20 protein-coding genes, 1 pseudogene and 1 riboswitch are annotated in these 22376 nt (G+C 39.6%); of the genes and pseudogenes, 7 read left to right on the forward strand and 14 right to left on the reverse strand.

Features of this window, described 5'->3' with window-relative positions; all coding sequences use genetic code 11:
• Positions 1 to 2: 2 nt before the first annotated feature.
• The 9 genes from HMPREF2979_RS07120 to HMPREF2979_RS07160 form a co-directional block, all read right to left on the reverse strand.
• Positions 3 to 740, reverse strand: coding sequence for an ABC transporter permease (locus tag HMPREF2979_RS07120; RefSeq protein WP_070655865.1), 738 nt, complete (start codon positions 738 to 740; stop codon positions 3 to 5).
• Positions 737 to 1618, reverse strand: a complete 882-nt coding sequence (locus HMPREF2979_RS07125; RefSeq protein WP_004182312.1) for an ABC transporter ATP-binding protein — start codon at positions 1616 to 1618, stop codon at positions 737 to 739. Before HMPREF2979_RS07125 ends, HMPREF2979_RS07120 begins: the two co-directional genes overlap by 4 nt.
• Positions 1619 to 1689: 71 nt before the next feature.
• Positions 1690 to 2367 carry a hypothetical protein gene (locus tag HMPREF2979_RS07130; protein WP_004182311.1) on the reverse strand — a complete coding sequence of 226 codons (678 nt, stop codon included), beginning with the start codon at positions 2365 to 2367 and terminating at the stop codon, positions 1690 to 1692.
• Between the two features lie 136 nt (positions 2368 to 2503).
• On the reverse strand, positions 2504 to 3169 hold the full coding sequence (locus tag HMPREF2979_RS07135; RefSeq protein WP_070655868.1) for a hypothetical protein: 666 nt from the start codon (positions 3167 to 3169) through the stop codon (positions 2504 to 2506).
• A 12-nt stretch (positions 3170 to 3181) separates the two neighbouring features.
• On the reverse strand, positions 3182 to 3676 hold the full coding sequence (locus HMPREF2979_RS07140) for a YkgJ family cysteine cluster protein (protein ID WP_004182309.1): 495 nt from the start codon (positions 3674 to 3676) through the stop codon (positions 3182 to 3184).
• Positions 3677 to 3760: 84 nt separating this feature from the next.
• On the reverse strand, positions 3761 to 5761 hold the full coding sequence (locus tag HMPREF2979_RS07145) for an ABC transporter permease (protein WP_070476646.1): 2001 nt from the start codon (positions 5759 to 5761) through the stop codon (positions 3761 to 3763).
• Between the two features lies 1 nt (position 5762).
• Complete coding sequence (locus HMPREF2979_RS07150; RefSeq protein ID WP_070655870.1) at positions 5763 to 6521, reverse strand: ABC transporter ATP-binding protein; 759 nt, start codon at positions 6519 to 6521, stop codon at positions 5763 to 5765.
• A 144-nt stretch (positions 6522 to 6665) separates the two neighbouring features.
• The gene (locus HMPREF2979_RS07155) at positions 6666 to 7640 is read right to left on the reverse strand and encodes a sensor histidine kinase (protein WP_070655872.1); all 975 of its coding nucleotides are present in this window, start codon (positions 7638 to 7640) and stop codon (positions 6666 to 6668) included.
• Entirely contained in the window at positions 7630 to 8310 is a 681-nt protein-coding gene (locus tag HMPREF2979_RS07160; RefSeq protein WP_004182305.1) for a response regulator transcription factor, read from the reverse strand. The genes HMPREF2979_RS07155 and HMPREF2979_RS07160 overlap by 11 nt, the downstream gene beginning before the upstream one ends.
• Positions 8311 to 8442: 132 nt before the next feature.
• Between HMPREF2979_RS07160 and HMPREF2979_RS10455 the strand changes: the two are divergent.
• Positions 8443 to 8631, forward strand: a pseudogene (locus HMPREF2979_RS10455) (hypothetical protein).
• A 45-nt stretch (positions 8632 to 8676) separates the two neighbouring features.
• Here HMPREF2979_RS10455 and HMPREF2979_RS07165 read toward each other — a convergent pair.
• Positions 8677 to 9498, reverse strand: coding sequence for a hypothetical protein (locus tag HMPREF2979_RS07165; RefSeq protein WP_070655874.1), 822 nt, complete (start codon positions 9496 to 9498; stop codon positions 8677 to 8679).
• Between the two features lie 430 nt (positions 9499 to 9928).
• Positions 9929 to 10024, forward strand: a riboswitch (purine riboswitch).
• Between the two features lie 148 nt (positions 10025 to 10172).
• Here HMPREF2979_RS07165 and HMPREF2979_RS07170 point away from each other — a divergent pair.
• The 3 genes from HMPREF2979_RS07170 (at position 10173) to HMPREF2979_RS07180 (ending at position 13499) form a co-directional block, all read left to right on the forward strand.
• Positions 10173 to 10754: a xanthine phosphoribosyltransferase gene (locus HMPREF2979_RS07170; protein ID WP_014634692.1), complete on the forward strand. Its 582-nt coding sequence runs from the start codon at positions 10173 to 10175 to the stop codon at positions 10752 to 10754.
• Positions 10754 to 12022 carry a nucleobase:cation symporter-2 family protein gene (locus tag HMPREF2979_RS07175; protein ID WP_014632968.1) on the forward strand — a complete coding sequence of 423 codons (1269 nt, stop codon included), beginning with the start codon at positions 10754 to 10756 and terminating at the stop codon, positions 12020 to 12022. Before HMPREF2979_RS07170 ends, HMPREF2979_RS07175 begins: the two co-directional genes overlap by 1 nt.
• A gap of 127 nt (positions 12023 to 12149) precedes the next feature.
• Positions 12150 to 13499 (forward strand): MATE family efflux transporter, encoded by a 1350-nt coding sequence (locus tag HMPREF2979_RS07180; protein WP_070655875.1) that lies wholly within the window; start codon positions 12150 to 12152, stop codon positions 13497 to 13499.
• An 882-nt stretch (positions 13500 to 14381) separates the two neighbouring features.
• On the opposite strand, the gene msrB is transcribed toward HMPREF2979_RS07180, so the two are convergent.
• The 3 genes from msrB to manA form a co-directional block, all read right to left on the reverse strand.
• Positions 14382 to 15332 carry a peptide-methionine (R)-S-oxide reductase MsrB gene (gene msrB, locus HMPREF2979_RS07190; protein WP_070655877.1) on the reverse strand — a complete coding sequence of 317 codons (951 nt, stop codon included), beginning with the start codon at positions 15330 to 15332 and terminating at the stop codon, positions 14382 to 14384.
• A gap of 127 nt (positions 15333 to 15459) precedes the next feature.
• The gene (gene brnQ / locus HMPREF2979_RS07195) at positions 15460 to 16788 is read right to left on the reverse strand and encodes a branched-chain amino acid transport system II carrier protein (protein ID WP_070655880.1); all 1329 of its coding nucleotides are present in this window, start codon (positions 16786 to 16788) and stop codon (positions 15460 to 15462) included.
• A gap of 214 nt (positions 16789 to 17002) precedes the next feature.
• Complete coding sequence (gene manA, locus HMPREF2979_RS07200; RefSeq protein ID WP_070655881.1) at positions 17003 to 17944, reverse strand: mannose-6-phosphate isomerase, class I; 942 nt, start codon at positions 17942 to 17944, stop codon at positions 17003 to 17005.
• 371 nt (positions 17945 to 18315) lie between these two features.
• On the opposite strand from manA, the gene HMPREF2979_RS07205 reads away from it, so the two are divergent.
• From HMPREF2979_RS07205 to HMPREF2979_RS07215, 3 genes are all read left to right on the forward strand, one after another.
• Positions 18316 to 18768 (forward strand): DUF3290 family protein, encoded by a 453-nt coding sequence (locus HMPREF2979_RS07205; RefSeq protein ID WP_002885310.1) that lies wholly within the window; start codon positions 18316 to 18318, stop codon positions 18766 to 18768.
• Entirely contained in the window at positions 18765 to 19397 is a 633-nt protein-coding gene (locus HMPREF2979_RS07210) for a DUF421 domain-containing protein (RefSeq protein ID WP_021143946.1), read from the forward strand. Before HMPREF2979_RS07205 ends, HMPREF2979_RS07210 begins: the two co-directional genes overlap by 4 nt.
• A 66-nt stretch (positions 19398 to 19463) precedes the next feature.
• Positions 19464 to 19658 (forward strand): CsbD family protein, encoded by a 195-nt coding sequence (locus tag HMPREF2979_RS07215; RefSeq protein ID WP_002891254.1) that lies wholly within the window; start codon positions 19464 to 19466, stop codon positions 19656 to 19658.
• 71 nt (positions 19659 to 19729) lie between these two features.
• Here HMPREF2979_RS07215 and HMPREF2979_RS07220 read toward each other — a convergent pair whose 3' ends face one another.
• Positions 19730 to 22315: a carbohydrate-binding domain-containing protein gene (locus HMPREF2979_RS07220; RefSeq protein WP_070655883.1), complete on the reverse strand. Its 2586-nt coding sequence runs from the start codon at positions 22313 to 22315 to the stop codon at positions 19730 to 19732.
• Positions 22316 to 22376: the final 61 nt, after the last annotated feature.

The raw sequence follows: 22376 nt of genomic DNA on the forward strand, positions 1-22376 counted from the left end.
CTTTAACCTCGATCACTTTCCCTTTGAGACTTGATAAAGAGTGCAAGCCCTGTTGCTACTGCAGTATAAGCTACAATAAACAGGAGTGATTTCCATGAAAATTTCCCATTGATAGCAAAATTAACGACCAATTCATTGACATGATAGACAGGTGTCCACTCAGAGATGCTCTGAACCCACTTAGGGAACATGGAAATAGGAACCCATGAACCACTCACTATAGGCAAGACAAGGTAAATAATATTTGCCACAAGAGACATGAATTGTTGAGATTTAATCTGAGCGATAAGTAAACCAAAAGCTAGAAAGAGCAGACCGGACAAAAGTAAGAGAGCACCTGACCCTACCCATCTAAAGAATGGCATCTCTACATCTCGGAAAAAGGCACCTACACAAAAGGTCACAATGATGGCAACCATAAAGTTTAGAAGCACACGAATGATTTTAGAAAGATAATAAGCTGCAATACTAACCTTTGAGTGCTCGATATAGGTCAACCAGTGTTCAATTCGGTCCTCTTGCAACATATAGGGAAAGGTAAACAAACCAAAACTAGACATGGAGAAGCCAGTCATGGTCAGCATATAAGACAGCAAAAACTCTTTTTGAGCTTCTGGAGTAGGTGCTGAGAAGATACTAGAAAAAAGGAGGAAAAATCCGACAGGTATCCCGATTCCCATGATAAAGACTGGCCAACTTCGCCACGTTTTAATCCATTCAATTTTTAGTAATGCTTTCATGCCTTGTCCTCCCTTGTTGAATCAAATAGGCTATCCAAGAGTGTTTTATTTTGAATTTCAATATCAGAAATTCCACAGCCCGAATTTTCAAGACTTTGCCATACCTTTTCGATATCTTTGGTCATGAAGCTGATGACATCCCTCTTTTCAGTGATTTCATAAATATCTGGCAGTCCATGAACAATGCTAACAAAGCTACTTGGAAGAGTGACCTGCTTCTCCTTCTCTTCGTGTCGCATAGCGTATGGCGTGGTATCTCTGATGAGTTTCCCTTGATGGAGGACTAAGATACGGTCAGCTGTGTGTTCCACCTCTTCGATATAGTGAGAGGAATAGAGGATAGTTGTCCCAGCTTTTTTCAAGTCATTGACAATCTCCCAGAAACGCTGACGAGTGGAGGTATCCATACCCGCTGTCGGTTCATCCAAGAAGAGGATTTTAGGTTTATCAATCAAACAAAGGACAAAAGCCAGAAGACGTCTTTGCCCACCAGAGAGTTTGTCCGCAAACTGCTGATACTGGTCTTCCTTGAATTGTAGGAGTTCCTGAACCTCTTGATTGGTCAAGGGATTATCAGAAATAGATTGGAAGAAGGCAATTAGCTCTTCCACTTTCAAACTATTTGGAATGGTATTTTCCTGAAGGAGAACCGCAATTTTATTTTTTGCCTTACCTGCTTTACCATCAATGAGGACCTGACCATTACTCGGTTTTTTATCACCAAGAATACAGGACATCAAGACAGTCTTACCTGCCCCATTAGGTCCAATCAAGGCCACACAATCGCCCTTGTTTATCTCAAAACTAATCTCCTCTAAAATGGTCTTTCCCTTGATGCGTTTTCCAAGGGATGTGACTTGAATAACCGTTTCATTCATACCTGTGATTTCCTTTCTTTTGTATAGGAGCCATGCTAATTGACGATAGAGCTGATATCATCGGACTTCCCTTAATACTCCACTTCCAACTCCGTACAGAAGAGACTTCCGCTCAGATGAAGCCTAGTTTCAACTTGCTCGATATCAGATTCAAAACGATCCACCTTCACAGATGACAGAGGATGTGAAATTCCAGTGGCATCCATGACACAGTCGTGAGGAAGTCGGATATGAACTTCACCAAACTTAGCATCAAGATGAACAGCTACCTGATCTGACGCAAAGCTGGCCTGACTCAAATCCAACCAAAGCTCACCAAAAGCTAGATTCATATCAATCGTTTCGACTTCTTGAGAATAGATACGATACCTATCCTCAGCCATATAGGTCTTAACAGAAATATGAGGTCCCTCTTGGTCGTTCTTATTAACCTTATAATCTTTAGTGAGCCCTTTCTTTGGACTACGACCATAAAAAAGCTCTAAAGCCAAGCCAATTAGAAAGATACCGCTAAAGAGATTCCACTGTGCAAAATCGAGGTTTAACAAGTCATGAACATAGGGTGATAAGAAGGCCAAACCAAGAAAAATGAGGAGCGGTCGCCTATTCAAGATACCAAAACAAAAGAAGGCCACGAAGAAAACCAGATTATAATTGACCATGATCCAAAAATCTGGAATAAAGGCACTAGCGATAAAACAAGCTGCTAGTAAAAGCAACAGGATGGCCCGAGCATTAAACCGTTTCATAAGGAGACTCCTTTCTAGTAAATGATTGCAAATTTCCAATTATTTTCACTATCAGTATAGCACTATTTGTAAACGTATTCAATGTTATATTAAAAGGATTTGCAAGAAAAAAAGAGCTTTCGCTCTTTCATTATTTTCAATGTTTGACAGTTACCTGTCCAAAGGATACTGAACCTGTTAGAGAAACTGTAGTGCTAGCCAAGTCTCGTTCTCCTAGACTATCGTAGCTTTTCACTCCTGCCAGGCTTGTATGAAGGCCGTGTGCATCCACTTGCCAATCCTTAGGTACTCGAATGATAACCTGAGAAAAATTTGCCTGAACCACAATCTGAGGTCGGTCTGTCATAAACTGAGCCTGACGCAAATCTAAAGTCAAACGTCCAAAATCGGCATTGGCATAGACAGTTTCGAGATTTTGTGAAGTCACCACCTGAACAGACTCTGAAAATAAGGTCTTAGCGAAAATCTCTCGCTCATGTTCTTTAGAAACCTTGTAAGAAAAGTTCTTCTTATAACTTGGCTTGCTCAAACGGTCCACCGCAATTCCCAAGATAAGAATCCCTACAAAGAGGGTCCATTCTGAATAGTCCAATCTAAAGAGGTCATGAATATAGGTCGATAGAAAAGCCATCCCCAAGAAAAAGAGAAATTTCCCCTTAGATTGCCAGCTCAAAAGCACAAAAAGCAAGGCCAAAATCAGCTTATAATTAAAGGCCAAATAAAGATCTGGAATAAAGGCTGTCGCGATAAAATAGGCAGCAATGATAAGTAGGGTGATAACACCTGCATTAAAGCGTCTCATAACAGTTCCTTTCTAAATCCTGTCCTTGAGTTTTTCCACAAAAAGGTAGGCTGCTGGACAGAAAAGCGTATTTTTAATAGTCAGATGATTGATCTGATAGATTTTCTTACGATCCGTGTGAGGAAAGGCGGCACAAGCCTTAGGACGGACATCATAGATGTCACAGAGATTATCAGGCCCTAAGAATGGACAAGGCATAGACTTGAAGACCTTGTCACCATCCTCATCTACCTGCAGGTACATCTCCTCGAAAGCAGGTAACTTCATGCGAAAATGCTTAGCAATACGAGTGATATCCTGCTCTGTAAAGTCTGGTCCTAACGTCTTACAACAATTAGCACACTGGACACAATCAATTTCTTGAAAGACTTCATTGTGTACCTGCTGAACAATCTTATCTAAATTTTTAGGGGCTTTCTTCTTGAGTTGTGCTAGAAATTTACGGTGCTCCCCCTGCTTTTGACGTGCCAATTCCTCGTAACGTTTGACATCAATGGTCTGTGACATGTGTTTTCTCCGATGATTTATAATTCTGTCATCTATTATAGCATAAAAAAATAGAGCCTAGTTTGAAGCTAGACTCTAGGTCAGTTACATTGATACGATTCTACGATATGAACGTGAAGTAAGGGCAAAAACCAAGACATAGGCTAGGAAGAATACCCCACAAACAATGATAGTGACCACTAACATAAGACTTGGGTTGAAAACCCCAATAATACGCACAATCAAACTGAGCATATGATAGGCAAAGGCCAAGTGAATAAAGGCAAAAATCAAAGGGAGGAAGAAGACGGTAAGTACTTGCTTACGAATAGTTTGCTTGACTTGAAGGTCGTCCAACCCAATCTTTTGAAGAATAACAAAACGCTCACGATCCTCATAACCTTCAGAAATCTGTTTATAGTAAATCACAAGAACTGTGCCCAGCATGAAGATGATGGATAAAAAGATACCAATAAATAAGGTTCCACCAACAAAGCCATTTAGCATCCCTTCTGTATCATATTGGCTATTAGCAGTGAGGTAAGACTGAGAGACGCCAGTATTTTGTCCAGCTAACTGTTGTGTTTCTTTATCTGTCATTTGGTCTAGCAAATCTGAATTTTTCTTGGCATCATGTGTAGGGTCTTTGACGTTAACACCAACATAGGTAGCTTGAGTGGTTGCTGTTCCTTTGATACTTTCTTTAAAATCATCCATATCAGGAACGACAAGGTAGTTATAATCAGAAACTATGATTGTAAAGATATTGGGTACTTTACCCTTAATAAAGTCATTAAGGTCATCCTGAATCTGGTAGGTTTGACCATTGAAAGACAAACTCTTTTGATCCTTCAACGTTTTACTTTTACTGTACAAGCCGACTTGGTTTGAAGCCAAATTGAGGTCTTTACCTGTTAATTGTTTATAAGTAGCTTGTGAGAAGACAAGAAAAATTGATTTTGGTAAAACTTTTCTTTCATTCTCAGGAAAGATGGTTAGCTTATTTTTTTCTTGTTCTTTGATACCAAAGTAGAGGTAAGTTACTTCTGCTTTTTCATTTACCTGATTTCCCGACTGTGCTAAGAAATCATCCATAATCTTCTGTGTGCTTGTTAAATCTACATTCGTCCCTGTAACTGAGTAATCATGTGGAGCAACACTCGCTATATAGTCTTTTTTCCCAGCATAGATACTTGCAGCTCCTACAAGCGTCACCAAAACCATACTTGAGAGGATAGCAATAGTCGCCAGACCAACTGCATTTTTCTTCATCCGAAAGACAAGGTTGGAAATGGAAATCATATTATTAGGCTTGTAATAATAGCTTTTCTTCTTTTTCAAGAGTTGCAGAACGACTGTTGTCCCGGCATTAAAGAGAAGATAAGTTCCTAGAATAACTAGTAAAACAGCCAAGAAAAAACTCATAATAGCTATTACTGGATCCTTAACAGAGAGAGCAAGGTAGTAACCATACCCCATAGACCCAAGCCCCAAAAAGGTCTGAATAACTAGTAACCGTCCCTTTTTTTCACCCTTAAGGCCATCTTTAGTTAATTGTAAAGGATTTAGCCGTAGCAATCGTAAACCATTTATCAAAACCAACAAACTAAAAATACAAGCAAAGATGACAAGAACAATAGGAATTGTCATTACTTGAAAGGTCGAAACCAAACCAGTACTTTCACCGATAAGCCTTTGAAGAAAAGCATAAATGAGTTTATCGAATAGTGCCCCCACACCAATACCTAGAAGCAGAGTCACAAAACCCAAAATCACCGTTTCTTTTAGAATCATACTAAAGAGATGACGTTTCTCTAAGCCTAGCACACTATAGAGACCAAGCTCCTTTGAACGATTTTTCATGACAAAGCTGTTGGCATAAAGAACAATAATTCCAGAAGATAGGGCGACAATTCCAAGTCCCATACCCAAAACCGCCTTGATAGAATCTGCCCCAGTTAAGTCATCCAGATGTGGATTAAGCGTTAAAGATGTAAAAATATAGGTAATGGCAATAGTCAGAATTGTTGCTAAAGCATATGGATAATAAAGCTTACGATTTTTTATGAGATTGGACAAAGCCAGTCTATTGGTCAGAAGAAACATATTAGTTCACCTCACTTGCCATTACTGTCAGTGTATCGGAAATTTCTTGGAACATTTGATGTTCAGACTTATTACCTTTGAAGATTTGATTATATAGAATACCATCCTTAATGAATAGAACACGCTGTGCACGACTGGCAGCCGCTGTCGAGTGAGTTACCATAAGAATGGTCTGACCACTGTCATTGATAGCATCAAAGACATCCAAGAGAGCTGCTGAAGATTTGGAATCCAGGGCACCTGTTGGCTCATCTGCTAAGAGGATTTCTGGTTTAGTGATGATTGCACGCGCAACCGCCACCCTTTGCTTTTGTCCACCTGAAATTTCATAAGGGTACTTCTCTAGTAGGGAATGAATTCCCAGTTGACGACTGACTGCTTCTACTTGTGTCATCATTTGCTTAAGTGGGCGTCGAGAAAGGACCAAAGGTAGTAAGATATTATCTTTAACAGATAGGGTATCCAAAAGGTTGAAATCTTGGAAAACAAACCCTAATTTTTCACGACGAAAACTGGAAGCATCCTTATTTTTGATGGTTGCTGTGTCCATACCACTAAGATAGACACGCCCTGCTGTTGGTTTATCAAGCATGGCAAGGATGTTGAGCAGGGTTGATTTTCCTGAGCCAGACTCACCCATGATTGCAACATAGTCACCCTTTTCAACTGTGAAATGGATATCTTTAAGGGCTTCAACCTGATTTCCTTTGAAACGTGTTTTATAGATTTTTTTAACATGTTGAACATCTAGTAACGCCATAATAAGCTCCTTTATTTAATAAATTTGGAAGAGATTTTAGGAACCTCTTACTTAACTTCTGATACCATTTTATAGAAAAAGCAAGGTCTCAACCATAACCCTTGCTTTCATTTGTGGTCATATTTCTTACACTTTTGTAAGTTATTAATCAATAGCCAACTTCTGCTTTTGAAAATGAATGGAGACTGTGGTTCCTTGGCCTACTTGTGAGCTAATACTAATATCATGTCCGAGCTGATCAGCAATTTTCTTAGAAAGATAGAGACCTAACCCAGAGGACTGCTGAGTCAGTCGGCCATTGTAACCTGAAAAGCCACGCTCAAAAACCCGTAGAATATCACTATTTTTAATACCAATCCCAGAATCTTTAAGATGAAGCCCATTATCATTAAAGTAAATTTCAATGCCACCACTTTTTGTGTACTTCAAACTATTTGATAAGACCTGCTCTATGATAACCAAGAGCCATTTTTCATCTGAAACGACCTTAACATCCAAGTCATGTAGATTAATAGTCAATCCTTTTTGAATAAAGAAAAGACTATGTTTTCTAACAACTTCTTTAACCAAGTCTTCTAATGTAACCTGCCTCAACTGCAAATCATCATGAAAATTCTCTAAACGTAAATACTGCAAAACCAAATTGGTATAAGAATCAATCTTGAATACCTCTTGCTCCAAGAGAGCCCTCGTTTTACTATCCGTAACATCCTGAAGCAATAAATGACTAGCTGCTATTGGCGTCTTGATTTGATGCACCCAAAGCGTATAGTAGTCCATCAAATCTGTATAGCGCTTGCGCTCCTCCTCAGTCTGAGACATCTGGCTCTCCCTAGCTCTTTCCAAAGCTTGGGCCAGGTAAAATTCTAAAGGACTTGATGGTGTGATTTCCTCATAGAGATAGGCTAAGTTATAAGAGTGATAGGAGCGAACCAAGTCCCAAATAACCATGATGATAGTCACAAAGGTCATTATGGTCAAGGCGTAATAAAGAATATCTGCCGCCTCTTCAAATAAAAAGGCAAACAAGATCAATATGATTCCATTAAAGACAAACAAAAGATAGAAAGACATACGAGACCTAATATGGTATTTGATAAATTGACACTTACCCATCATGACGCAACCCGTAGCCAACACCTTTCTTGGTTTCAATAAAATCCTTCAAACCCACTGCCTCTAACTTCTTACGTAAACGAGCTACATTAACTGATAGGGTATTGTCATCAATAAAGAAGTCACTATTCCAAAGCTCCTTCATCAGGTCTTCCCGACTAACGATATTACCAGCATGATCGAAAAGAACTTGTAAAATCTGAAACTCATTCTTTGTCAAAGAAACGACCTCACCCTGATAAACCAAATCCATGGCCTTAAGGTTCAAAATCACACCCATATATTCCAAGAGACTCTGATCCTTACCAAACTCATAAGAACGACGCAAAAGCCCTTGAATTTTTGCTAGGAGAACATTTTGGTCAAAAGGTTTAGTCACAAAGTCGTCCCCACCCATATTGATTGCCATAACAATATCCATGGCCTGATCTCTGGAAGACAAGAACATAATAGGCACCTTGGAGACCTTACGAATTTCCTGACACCAATGATAACCGTTGAATAGAGGTAAACCAATATCCATAAGAACCAAGTGGGGCTCTACTTTTACAAAAATAGATAATACTTCCATGAAATCTTCAACAAGAACAACTTCGTAACCCCACTGTTCTAGCATTTTTTTGACTTGTTGACGGATAACCTCGTCGTCCTCCACTAATAAAATCTTATGCATAACTCTACCTCTTTCATTTCCCACTATTATAACAGAAATGCTATAAGAAACGATCATTATCAGCAAATCTTACAATAATGTTAGATTGAATTTTCCAACTTTTTACAAATAGAATATATAAAGAGGTAAAAAATGCTAACTTATGACGAATTCAAAGAGTCTATGGACAATGGTTTTATTAAAGGTGATACTGCCCAGATAGTCTGAAAGAACGGTAAAATCCATGACTACGTTTTAGATTGTGAACAAGTTGAGCCACACGAAACATTGAGCCTAGAAAAAGTATCGGATATTATAAAGGAACTAGACGGAAACAACTAAAAAGGCACATAGTCTATCTAAGTGCCTTTGCAAGAAGTTTTTTAATTATTCAAATGTAGCAATTAACTCGGTGAGTCGGGCAATATTAGCTTCATCAGCGTATTTAGAATCCTGATAATATAAAATATCCTGTTCTTCTTTAGGGTAGTTTTTTCTTAGGAAGCTAGCTACTTCATCGTAAAATTTCACCGATGCTTTGTAGTATTCAAGTTTTTGCTTATGTCTAGAAAGTAAAAAACTATTAAGATACCAGTTAGCAAATTCTTTATCTAAATTCGCATAATACTCTTTCAGAGAATGTATTTCCCAGAGTTTAGAATACTTCTGTTGTACTTCCTTACCAAATGGTGTTGGTTTTACTAAATTAGTTTCTTCATTATATTCCAGTAAACCATCAGCAAAGAATCTTTTAGTCACTTCGTTAGGGTTTAAATGATATCTATCATAGTAATATCTAGGAATTCGAACATCTAAAATTCTACCTTTTTGAGTTTTCCCCCACCATACAAGCAATAAAAGTTCTCTTAATTTATAACCTTCTGGAGTATGGTAAGAATCATCAAAAGCATCGTAATAATCTCCTTCGATAAAATCAGACCATTGAGGTCTATGTAACATGATATTTTGATAACGACTATCAAATATAGGAGAATCATTATCGACAGAAACTGAAGAACTTGATTCTACTTCACTATTCTTTTTAGATGGTAATAGTGAAGTAGGATAGGACTGTTTGTTTTTGTTTCTCTTTTTTATTAAGTAGAAAATAATATACCCAACAAAGCCCACTACGAAGTATATCCAAGTATAATATACCAAGGTTATGAATAAGGTTACGAATATTGCTCCTACTAGTATTTTCTTCATACAGATTTCCTATTAATATATTTTTATAAATTATGATATTCCTCTATAACTGTCGCTTTATAAACGAATGCTTTTGAGTTTTTATTGCAAATATTAAGTTAAACTACCATTACTCAGGTATTCAGCGGACTATCTTCTTATATTCTATCTATTCTATTTATTGAAGTCAACAAAAGATTAAATTTTTTACCATTTTAAAACTTTTTCATAGAATTATTCATTAGAAATAAACCTATGAAAAAAGGGCACATAATAACAATAAATACCCCAAGAAACGACCATTCTCAGCAAATCTTACAATAATGTTAGATTGAATTTTCCAACTTTTAAAATAGTGCGTTTTCATAGGAAAAATCCTTTGAGTCTTCAAAGAAAATATAGTATTATAATAGAGTTGATGTTGGTTTATCATCAACCAACGACAGCTTCATCGAATAATGAGAACATTACTTATTTATGTCACGAATTGGCGTGACGTTTCTACAAGGTGCCGTAACACCTAACAATGAGTAAGTCAGAAAGTCATAAAAAGATTTTACCGTCTTTTTATGATTTTAAAGGCTTGCTTTGCAAGCCTTTTTCTATTATTCGATTGTTTTGATCTTTGTCAGGTTCTCAATAGAATCTGGGAAAAATCAAAATACACTTTAGTTATATTTTTTATAGGAGGTAATATGAAATTACTGGAAGACCGCATTCTCAATGATGGGAATGTCCTTGGGGAGAACATCCTCAAAGTTGACTCTTTCCTCACTCACCAAGTGGACTTTGACCTCATGCGTGAGATTGGAAAGGTCTTTGCTGAAAAGTTCAAGGATGCAGGCATCACCAAGGTGGTGACTATTGAGGCATCTGGTATTGCTCCAGCCCTCTATGCCGCTGAGGCCTTGGATGTCCCTATGATTTTTGCGAAAAAGGCTAAAAATATCACCATGAATGAAGGGATCCTCACTGCTGAGGTCTACTCCTTCACTAAGCAGGTGACTAGTACTGTCTCTATCGCAAGCAAGTTCCTCACTCCTGAAGATAAGGTCCTCATCGTTGATGACTTCCTAGCTAACGGCCAAGCTGCCAAAGGCTTGATTCAAATCATCGAAGAAGCTGGTGCACACGTCGAAGCGGTTGGTATCGTTATTGAGAAATCTTTCCAAGATGGTCGTGCCCTTCTGGAAGAAGCTGGCTATCCAGTCGTTTCACTTGCTCGTTTGGATCGTTTTGAAAATGGTCAGGTCGTATTTAAGGAGGCAGACATCTAATGCAAAATAAAGAGAAACACTCGCAGGCAGCGGTCCTAGGACTGCAACACCTACTTGCCATGTACTCGGGATCAATCCTGGTTCCAATCATGATTGCTGGAGCCTTAGGGTATTCAGCTCATGAATTAACCTACTTGATTTCAACCGACATTTTCATGTGTGGTGTAGCAACCTTCCTCCAACTTCAACTTAATAAATACTTCGGTATCGGTCTTCCAGTTGTTCTCGGGGTTGCCTTCCAGTCAGTGGCACCACTTATTATGATTGGTGAGAAACACGGTAGCGGTGCTATGTTTGGTGCCCTTATCGTTTCAGGGATTTATGTTATCCTCGTTTCTGGTGTCTTTTCAAAAGTAGCCAATCTCTTCCCTTCTATCGTTACAGGATCAGTTATCACAACTATTGGTTTGACCCTCATCCCTGTGGCTATCGGAAATATGGGGAACAATGTTGACAAACCAACTGGTCAAAGCCTCTTCCTTGCTGCTATCACCGTTCTTATCATCCTTGTAGTTAATATTTTCACTAAAGGATTTATCAAATCCATCTCAATCTTGATTGGTTTGATTGTCGGTACTGCTATCGCAGCAAGCATGGGCTTGGTTGACTTCTCACCAGTGGCTGCGGCACCTATTGTCCACGTGCCAACGCCATTCTACTTCGGGGTACCTAAGTTTGAGTTGTCATCAATTATTATGATGTGTATTATCGCTACTGTGTCTATGGTTGAATCAACTGGGGTTTACTTGGCCCTCTCTGATATTACCAAAGAACCACTCGATAGCACTCGCCTTCGTAACGGATACCGCGCTGAAGGTTTGGCTGTTCTCCTTGGTGGACTCTTTAACACCTTCCCATACACTGGTTTTTCACAAAACGTTGGTCTTGTGAAGTTGTCAGGTATTAAGACTCGCTTGCCAATCTACTATGCCGCTGGTTTCCTTGTTCTTCTTGGACTCCTTCCTAAGTTTGGTGCCTTGGCACAAATTATCCCAAGCCCAGTCCTTGGTGGTGCAATGCTTGTCATGTTCGGTTTTGTTTCTATCCAAGGGATGCAAATCTTGGCGCGTGTTGATTTCGCCAACAACGAACACAACTTCTTGATTGCTGCAGTATCAATCGCTGCAGGGGTTGGTCTTAACGGTAGCAACCTCTTCAACAGCCTACCAAATGCTTTCCAGATGTTCTTCTCAAACGGTATCGTGGTCGCAAGCTTGCTTGCCATCGTCCTCAATGCCATTTTGAACCATAACAAAAAAGAAAAATAACACAAGAACACCTGAGTCACTTGACTTAGGTGTTTTGTCATGCAATAAAACAGATTGAATCCAAGTCATATCTATAGTACAATGAAAATATAAATGTTTGAAAAATTAATTTAGAAAGGAAAACAGAATGCACGAAACATATTCTCTCCGTGAGCGATTCCTTGTTTTCTTCAAGATTTTTGTGCCCATACTGATCTATCAGTTTGCCAACTTTTCAGCAGCTTTTGTGGACACTACCATGACTGGTCAATACGATGCCCTACACTTGGCGGGGGTAGCCATGGCAACGAGTTTATGGAGTCCTTTTTTCACCTTCTTAACAGGTATCGTATCTGCCCTAGTTCCTATTATCGGACACCATCTAGGGGCAGGTCGCAAGGACCGAGTGGCACCTGATTTCTATCAATTTCTTTATATGGCTTTGGGTCTATCACTGATCCTCTTTGCCCTCGTTTTTCTAGGGGCACCCTTGGTTTTGAATCATTTAGGTTTGGAGCCTTTGGTCAGAAAGGTTGCCCTTGGTTATTTACGCTTTTTGAGTCTTGGGATTATCCCCCTTCTACTCTTTAGCGTGGTTCGCTCCTTCCTTGATGCCCTTGGCCTCACGCGCCTTTCCATGTATCTCATGCTTTTGCTCCTACCTCTCAATGGTTTCTTCAATTTCCTCCTCATCTATGGCATTGCTGGTCTACCAGAGTTAGGTGGAGCCGGGGCAGGTCTGGGAACTTCAATGGCTTATTGGGCCCTTCTCCTTATTTCCATCTCGGTTATCAGAAAGCATAAAAAGATTAAGCCCTACCAGATTGAAAAGGTTCAACCCCTTGATAAAGCAGCTCTGCTTGACGCCCTTAAACTAGGTCTCCCTATTGGTGGGACCGTCTTTGCGGAAGTCGCAATCTTTTCTGGTGTTGGTTTGCTTATGTCTAAGTATCCGTCACTAGTGATTGCTAGTCACCAGGCGGCCATGAATTTCTCAAATCTCATGTACGCCTTCCCTCTCAGCATTTCCAGTGCCATGGCTATCATTATTTCCTACGAATTTGGGGCCAGACGCATGGATGCCGTCAAGAGCTACAGCAAGCTGGGACGGTTGACAGCCCTAGGATTTTCTATCTTTACCTTGATTTTCCTCTACTTCTTGCGTTATGATTTGGCTGAACTTTATGGGCATGAGCCTGACTTTTTGAGAATGACGGCCATTTTCATGACCTATAGCCTCTTCTTCCAAGTGGCAGATGTCTTTGCGGCTCCGCTTCAAGGAATCCTGCGTGGCTATAAAGATACCAAAGTACCTTTTTATCTCGGTATCCTAACCTACTGGGGCATCACCCTCCCAGTTGGCTTCCTGCTTGAAAAAGTCACTGGACTTGGTCCCTATAGTTACTGGATTGGCCTGATTACCAGTCTTATCGTCAGTGGTCTCTGTTACCAATGGCGCTTAAATAGAATCGTCAAACGATACGAATCACAACAGTAACACACCTGAAGCAGTCTTTTCCAACTGCTTTTTCTATGTCCAAATCTCGATAATACAGAAAAAAAACTCCTGCATATTGAAAACAGATAAACTGTTATCAATACACAGAAAGCTTCTTTTGATGAGTGATTAATTAAATTCAGATTTTCCTGACCTATTACCAAACTGGATTCATTAATGAAAACATAGATGTTTAATATTGAAAAAGGTATCACAGAGACCAGCTGGGTCAATTAGGGCAAAATAAATCATGACTAAACCACATAGAGCTAGGAAATGATAAAGATAAACGACTTTCTCCCCTGTTTTAGGAAGTAAAAGAAAAGACCAGAACCACAAGACACAAATGGCTATTAAAATGATTAGTTTATTCATCAATTCCATAATAAGCTCCGTCAAAAAGATTTAGCACAATAAAATAGTCCTTAGGACTATCTGAATCTTATCACAAAATCTAACAAGTGCTGTCATTACTTCTTAAGGAAATATCTTAGTATTCTCTTGCTAGTCTTGTTTTGGTAAGTTAAGACATATAAAATCATATTGGGAGGTTGGGGAGACTCATTATTACACAAAGTACAATAATGTTTACAGACGCCAAAACCAGCAAAAGCTAAGGAGAAGGACATATTGACACTTGTCAGATTTCTCACTATTATAGTGTACTATTTTTTTATTTGAAACATAAAACAATTTTGCCCAAATTGTTAAAAAATGTAATGAAAGGTCACTTTTTTATCCTGAATGGTTAGGTTACATATCATGTTAGGTTTAAAAGGCTTTCATCTTATTTACATCTTCTTCTGTCATGAAAAAAGAGGTTAGAACCAAGGGGAACCAACCTCTTTTTAGTAAGTAATATCATTCCTTCAGAATACCTAATCAATCCACTTGATCAAGCAAGTAAGCATAGCCCTCTTTTGCCATGTCAGCTTTAGGAACAAATCGCGTTGCTACACCATTGATACAGTAGCGTAAACCACCTCTATCACTTGGCCCATCTGGGAAGACATGCCCAAGATGAGAATCACCCACACGACTACGGACTTCGATGCGGTCCATATTGTGAGAATGGTCTTCCTTGTAGTTGGCTACCTCTGGACTAATGGGTCTAGAGAAACTTGGCCAGCCACAGGCTGAATCAAACTTGTCCTTGGATGAAAATAGTGGCTCACCAGTCGCCACATCAACATAAATCCCAGGCTCAAACTGATTCCAAAGCGGACTCGTAAAGGCCCGTTCTGTTCCATTCTCCTGAGTCACAGCGTAGGCTTCTGGACTCAAACTTTCCTTAAGCTCCTCCCGATTCGGCTTGTGATAAGCACTAGCATCAATAACAGGACTAGCTGCCTGATTGACATTGATATGACAGTAGCCATTAGGATTTTTCTTGAGATAATCTTGATGATAATCCTCAGCAGGAATAAAATGTTGGAGGGGCAACAATTCAACCGCCAAAGGCTGACCGTATTGCTCAGTCATTTCTTGGAAAACTTGCTCGATAGTCGATAAATCATTTGCATCCGTGTAGTAAACACCCGTACGGTACTGAGTCCCCACATCATTGCCCTGTTTGTTTTTACTCAGAGGATTGATGATACGGAAGAAATGTAGCAGAATCTCACGCAAGGACACCTTGCTAGCATCATAGGTCACCTGAACGGTTTCAGCGTGGCCCGTCTGACCGATAAGTTCATAACGAGTCGTCTCACTACGGCCATTAGCATAACCCGAAACCGCATCAAGCACACCAGGCACACGTGAGAAATACTCCTCAACACCCCAGAAACAGCCACCAGCAAGATAAATCATATGATTATTTAGATTTGACATTTTTAACACTCCCTTCAATAGATACTTTCATCTCCACGCCTTAAGTGTAACGCTTTTGAGAAGATTTCGCACTTATAGTGACTTGAGGGAGAAAAAATCCCATCACAAATGTGATAGGATTTTATTTTTATTCCATTTCAAAGCTTTCGCTCTTAATCTTATCTGGTAAGACGAGAGACAAGAGGATACACAAGATGGCTGGGATTAACCATGGCAATGATGCTCCTGACAATGGTAGGAAGTTAATGAGGGCATTTAGTCCAGCAAGCTTGAACTGGCTGCCTAGAACGCTGAGCAAGGCAATCAGGGTGACTACTGCAACTGTAATCTGCATACCAGGTTTAGACAAGGCCACGAACTTGTTGGCAATTACAATCATGACAATCGTAATGGTGATTGGGTAGAGAATCAAAAGCACTGGCACTGAGAAAGCAATGATATTGTTAAGTCCCAAGTTGGCAATCGCAAACCCAATCAAGGTAAAGATAATGGCGTAAGCCTTGTAGGATACTTTCGGAAATGCCTTGTGGAAGAATTCTCCAGTCGCAACGATAAGTCCTGCGGTTGTTGTGAAACAAGTCACTGTCACCATGATAGCTAGGAAAATCTGAGCAGCTGGTCCAAAGATAGCTTGTGTGGCTTGTGACAAGACGCTAGCACCAATATTGGCATCTTTTGGTAATCCTGCCACTTGGAGTGGGAAATGATTTCCCAAGAAAGCTAATCCCAAATACAAAGCACCAAAGAGAAGCGTCACTACAAAACCAACGACCCAAATAGTAGAAATATACTCTTTTTTAGACTTAAAGCCTAATTGGTTGAGGGTGACTACTGCCACTACACTGAAGGCCACAGAAGCTAAAGCATCCAAGGTGTTGTAGCCTTCCAAGAATCCCTTACCAAATGCAGAAGCCTGATAGGCCTGACTAGCAGCCTGAGGACTGTGACCACCGTATTTAAGTGCTCCTGCCACAATAACCATAACAATCATAATAGCAAAGACTGGTGTTAAAATACGTCCAATACTATCTAGAATTTTAGATGGATTCATGGCAATCCAAAGCGCTAGAGCGAAGTAAATCACAGTGAAAGCCAAGAGCCATAGATTTGTATGCCCACTTCCAATCAAAGGAGAGAAGCCAATTGAAAAGGCGGTGGCGGCCGTTCTAGGAATGGCAAAGAAAGGACCAATGGACAGATAAAGTACTGCCAAATAGACTAGGGCAAACTTAGGCGAGATTTTTTGAGAAATCTCATGAATGTAACCCTTAGGATTTAAAGTCCCGATAACCAGTGTTAGGATGGCAATACCAACACCTGATAGGACAAAGCCGGCAATGGCTGGCCAAAAATGACCTCCAGATTCAAAGCCTAACTGAGGGGGAAAAGTCAGATTTCCCGCTCCAAAGAACATACCAAACAACAGTAAAGCTGTAAGGCCTCCTTTTTTTAACATAAGTTTCTCCGATCTAAAACAAACAAGACATTATCTCAAAAAAAGATAACTTGTTTATTACTATTTTAGTCAACTTACTTAGTATGACATGATTAGTTTGGAACTTCAAGCTATTGAAACGTATTAGGAAAGGTTTTTAAAATTACAAATTTTCTGTATCATTGTACGAAAAAACTAGACAAGATTCTTATCTCGTCTAGTTTAACTACTTAAATTATGGGTGACTAACAATCAGTTCAAGATTACCCTTGATTTCCCAAGCTTGAACATCGCTTGGTAGAATAAAATGGCTACCTTTTGCAATGTCGTAATCTTGCCCGTCTACTTTAAGACTTCCTTGACCGTCAAGTACACTAAACAAACTGTAATCAGCAGTCTTTTCAAAATCAGCCTTACCTGAGATTTCCCATTTGTAAACAGCGAAGAAATCACTTGCTACTAAGAGCGTTGACTTGAGATCATCTACTTTTGTTGTGACTGGTCGACTGTTGGCTGGCTCACCGATATTAAGGACATCGATAGATTTTTCAAGATGGAGTTCACGCAGGTTACCTTGATCATCTTTACGGTCAAAATCATAAACACGGTAAGTCGTATCACTAGATTGTTGCGTTTCAAGAACCATGATACCTGCACCAATAGCATGCATGGTACCACTTGGAACATAGAAGAAATCTCCTGCTTTAACTGGAACCTTAGTCAAAAGATTTTCCCAATCCTTACTTTCAATTTGCTGACGCAGTTCTTCTTTTGATTTGGCATTGTGGCCATAAATAATTTCAGCGCCTGGCTCAGCAGCAATGATATACCAACACTCTGTTTTACCAAGTTCACCTTCATGTTCAAGTCCATAAGCATCATCTGGATGGACCTGCACACTAAGCCAATCATTAGCATCCAAAATCTTAGTCAAAAGTGGGAAAACAGGTTCTTGACGATTGCCAAACAACTCACGGTGCTCTGCATAAAGAACATCTAAAGTTTGACCGGCATAACGACCATTCTTAATAGTAGAAACACCATTTGGGTGAGCAGAAATAGCCCAGTACTCTCCGACATGGTCGCTTGGAATGTCGTAGCCAAAGACATCACGCAAATGCGTACCACCCCAGATTTTTTCTTGCATAACAGATTGTAAAAATAATGGTTCAGACATAATTACTCCTTTTTCTAGGAACGAGAGGCCTTAACATTTTTTGGAATTCAAGAAAAGGTGTTGACTCTCTTAGAGATTAACAGTGAAGTCTTACATAAAATAACCAATCTCTTTAAGTTACCAGACTTCTGATTCTCGAAAAATTTAGGCAAGTTCTGATTGTTGATTACCTCAATTATAAGCATAATTTGTGAAAATATCAACAAAGTCCTTAAAGAAATCATAAGATTTTGGCTTAATGGCTGCAAGTCATTTCAATAGCAAATTTCCTTTAAGAATCCTACTCATTCCTTCATTTTTCGGATAGATTGATTGAATTTAAAGACTTTTTAACCTATAATGTTATTGATATTATGAAAGGAAATCTCTCAATGAAATTCTATTCCTATGACTATGTGCTAAGTCAGATTAGCCAACAAAACTGGGTTATGGTTGCCATTACTGCAGGACTTATTTTAGTGACCGGTGTATTTGCTTTTAAAGCCTTCAAAGAACGCCATGATACTAAGTTTCGTGAACTCTCTATTATTTCTATTTTAACCTTAGTTGCCGTGGTTCTAATTGCTATCAGTAATTTCCAAAGCAATCAATCTAACAACGACCAATTTAGAGCATCTCTTCACTTTATCGAGGTTGTGTCTAAAAATCTTGACGTTGATAAGAGCAAGGTTTATGTCAATACTTCTACTACTACAGATGGCGCTATCCTCAAAGTTGGAAACAAGTACTATCGTGCCATCTCAGGTTCAGAACCTGACAGCTACTTGCTAGAACAAATAAAACTTTACAAGTCTGATGTTGAACTCGTGGAGGTTAAAAAATGACATCTTTTTATCTTACTGTTGCAATTAAACTAGCTTTGGGGCTTATTTCACTCGTCTTTGTTATCAATTTAACAGGTAAAGGAAACCTAGCACCTAGCTCAGCTACTGACCAAGTACAGAACTTTGTTCTTGGTGCAATCCTCGGTGGTACAATTTATAGTAGTACCGTTTCAATCCTCCAATATATCGTGATTTTGATTATTTGGACGATTTTGATTTTACTTCTTAAATGGCTCATCACCAATATTCACTTTATCAAACATTTGATTGACGGTAAACCAACCGTCATCATCAAACAGGGTCAACTAGATCCTGAAGCTTGTCGCTCTATAGGACTTTCAGCTTCTGATGTCGCTTTAAAATTACGTTCTCAAGGAATTTTTCAACTCAAAGAGGTTAAACGTGCAGTTATTGAACAGAACGGCCAATTGATTGTGGTTCGTGCGGGTGATGAAAATCCGAAATACCCAATCGTTACTGATGGGGTCATTCAAACAGAAATTCTTGATACTATTGGTAAAACGGAGGATTGGTTAAATGAAGAGCTTCAAAAAATGGGATATGAAAACGTTTCGGATATCTTTATTGCTGAGTACGATAAAGGAAACATTAATGTCGTTACTTATTAAACAAACCACTTGCATTACCGTTTAATATTGTCTATAATGGTATCATCATAAAAAGGAGGTTCTACTATGGGAATCGAAGATAAATTAAATCAAGCTAAAGGCGCTCTTAAAGAGGGTGCAGGTAAACTGACTGGCGACAAAAAGACTGAAATCGAAGGTGCGGTTGAAAAAGTTGTAGCAAAAGCAAAAGACGGTCTCGAAGATGTTAAAGAAGGCATTGAAGGTGCTGTTGAAGGCCTTAAAAATAACTTTAAAAAATAAGACAAAAAAGAAGTTTTCAAGCCATTTGGCAAGAGAACTTCTTTTTTTATTTGTTTTCTAAACTAAAATTACTAACGAGAATGCTTGCTTCCTTTAAGTGCAAATGATGCTGTCATAAGTACAGCCCCTAATGCACCTAATCCCAAGCTACTCACATCACCAGTATCTGGTAACGTTGATTGGTTTGCTTGGCTACTTTGTGAACTTTTAGCAGACTGATTAGCCTTAGAGCTTGTATGTTGTTTCTGGGCAAAATTAGTTTGTACAACTGAGCTAACATTTTCCTTTTGACTCAAGCTTGACTGACCTTTTGATGCTTCAGAAGTTTGATTTTGAGTAGGAATCTTATTCAACTTCTCAGCAGTCTCTTGATTTTGTTGTTGGGTGCTACTTGTCTTATCTGTCCTTGCCTGTGCGGGCTGTACTTCTGCTGACTGATTTGCAACTGCTACTTCAGACATCAATGATGTTACTTCAGGGTCTGAAGCATTAGTCCTTGATGAGCCTTGAGCTGATGGGCTTGTGCTACTTGCTGTCGTAGAAGTTGTGCTACTCACATTTGGAGACGTTGAGTTACTTGTTTGACTTGCAAAGTTTGGTGGAGTTGGACGTCCTGTATTAGACGTCTGACTTGTTGAACTTGTAGTACTTGTGCTAGACGTATTCTCAGAACTTATTGAACCAGATTGGCCCCATGGTGTGTTAATGCTACCAGTATTAGTTGAGCTTCCGCCATAGCTAGTCGGTCCCCCATAGCCTCCGAAATTATCAGACATTGAGGTATTGTCAAAGCTTCCACCTGGGAAGCCACCCATTCCACCTGCACCAGGACCGTTGTTTGTGCCTTCTTCAGTAGCTGTTGCAGTGGCACTTGAACCACTTGAGGTCGTGATGGTATAGGTTTCACCCGAAGTTAGACTCTCGGTACTAAAGACTACATTTCCAAATGAAGACGTCGCTGTCGTTGTGGCAACAACATTTCCAGAGCTATCAGTGACTGTGATGGTGTCCCCTGCACTACCTGAAATGTTGGCCATGATATAAGATTGGCTCGAACCCGTTGTAAAGGCCTGAGCCATTCCTTGGTTACCAATAGCCCATACAGTACCACCCGAGATAATACCTGTCCCATCATAGTCGATAGCGGCATTATCTGCACTTGTCTGAGCGACATAGAGAGAACCACTTTTAACTGTCACATTCCCGTTACTGTCAATACCATCACCGTCTGCTAGGATTGTAACCGTTGCACCGTCAATATTGATGGCAACTTCATTTTCCAAATCAGAAGTCGAGTTGGTTAGGCTTGAAGTGTCTGCACTGTCCTTGGTCGTCCACTCAGTGGCGTTAATACCGTCATCTCCAGCAGTGATGTCAACAGTTCCACCTGTCAAGTTAATATAACGTCCTTCAAGGCCTTCGTCACCCGCCACGACCGTTACTTTAGAATTACCCTCAACGGTCAATTCATCCGTAACCGTGATACCTTTATCAGTCGCATTAATGGTTACCGTTGAGTCGGTAATTGTCAAGTCACCACTATTCACATCTGTTTCGTCTTCGACTTGAATACCATCATCAGTTGCTGTGATGTTGACTGTGGCATTTTTAATGGTTACAGCTGTCGTCGCATTGATTCCATCCTTGGCCTCAGAAGTCAAATCAAGCGTTACAGAGTCAACCGTTACACTATCAGCTTTAATGGCGTGTTTTTCAGTACTTGAAAGGGTCAAGCTACTTCCAGTACCACTGGTAATGGTCAATGCTCCCGCTGCTTTGATGGCATTGGCAGAGGTTGAAGAGATAGAACTGTCTGAAAGAACATTCACCGTCAATTCCGCTGAGGAATTAGAAGTGATTGAGGAATCTGTTAAGGTCACACCATCCAAGTAGATTGTAACTGGATCCGTCACACTACCAGCAACAATAATAGTATAACTTGAACCATTACCTGTTAGAGTATATGAACCTGATTGATTAATGGTAACGGTAGTGCCGTCAACTGTTACTGTGCTACTATCACTCGTTACCACAGTTGTCCCATTAAAGGTAATCGTGGTCGTCGTGCTTTCTGAATCAGTGCTGCTAGAATCCGTTGTGGTTTCTGAAGTTGTATCTGCAGAATTATTGGTTAGAACTGAAGCTGTCTCTGAAGCGGTCGCTTCAGTGGAGCTTGTGCTTGTATTAGTGCTACTGTTTTCATCTGTAGTAGTTGTTGCCGTTTCTGAAGTTCCATTAGTTGTTGTAGCAGTTTCAGAAGAACTTGCTTCTGATGTTGCGGATGTGCTGGAATGACCAGATGTTTCACTACTTGTCGATGTATCTGTTGTGTCAGATGTTGTACTTGTTGCTGATGAAGCCGTGTCGGATGTCGTAGTTGTAGTACTTGTATCAGTGTCTGTACTTGTTTCAGTAGTATTTGACGAGTCTTCTGTCTGCACACTTTCTTCAATCAAATCGGCAGTGGTTTCACTCGTCGTAACCGTTGAGAGTGTTGATTCGGTATTAGTCTCATCGGCTGAAGCCTTATTTTCGTTTAAGATGACCGAGCCACCAAAAATTAAGCTCGCTACTAGGACTGAACCTGCTGTTTTCCATTTTGATGATTTTTTAATGGCGTAACGTTCTTGTGTTTGTTTCGTATCTTTGTATGTCATATCTTAGACCTCTTTCTTACTTTTGAGATGCCTCTATTAAACACAAGAAACCTAAGACAAG

Source organism: Streptococcus sp. HMSC078H12 (assembly GCF_001814615.1).
GTDB classification, from domain to species: domain Bacteria; phylum Bacillota; class Bacilli; order Lactobacillales; family Streptococcaceae; genus Streptococcus; species Streptococcus salivarius_F.